Origin of the sequence: Moellerella wisconsensis ATCC 35017, assembly GCF_001294465.1 — a bacterium.
GTDB lineage: Bacteria > Pseudomonadota > Gammaproteobacteria > Enterobacterales > Enterobacteriaceae > Moellerella > Moellerella wisconsensis.
In genome coordinates this window covers 1-349 of the sequence record NZ_LGAA01000065.1, presented here as the reverse complement: position 1 = coordinate 349, position 349 = coordinate 1, and the positions used below count along the sequence as shown (strand labels likewise).

The following is a 349-nucleotide window of genomic DNA, read 5'->3' as shown; positions in this document are numbered from 1 at the left end:
TAAATCTGCCTGCGTGCGCTCCATCTGTGCAGCAAGCAGTAAACGCGCCATATTGGTTTGTTCGAAGCGTACTTTGCTACGATCGCCCATCAATTTGCCATCCACGCTGCCGACCTTAACCTCCAACTGCGCTTTGCCCTTTTCTTCAAACGGCGTTAGCAGCTTGAGCATCTGCGGGTTTTCGTCAATCTTGTGGGTGTAGTAAGCGCGTTCCGTCGTGCCATCGTCTTTCGTCACTTTCTGACGCAAATTGACCGGAATGAGCTGGTAGTGTTGCAAAGTCAGCTCACCGTTACGGAAGCTGAAATCAGCACGCCCAACGTATTTCCCCCACTCATGCGCCTGTACG

The 349-nt window shown here is 52.1% G+C and carries 1 pseudogene; it reads right to left on the bottom strand.

Going from position 1 to position 349, the window contains the following annotated elements:
- Window positions 1-349, bottom strand: a pseudogene (ushA, locus tag M992_RS14400) (bifunctional UDP-sugar hydrolase/5'-nucleotidase); the annotation flags it as partial.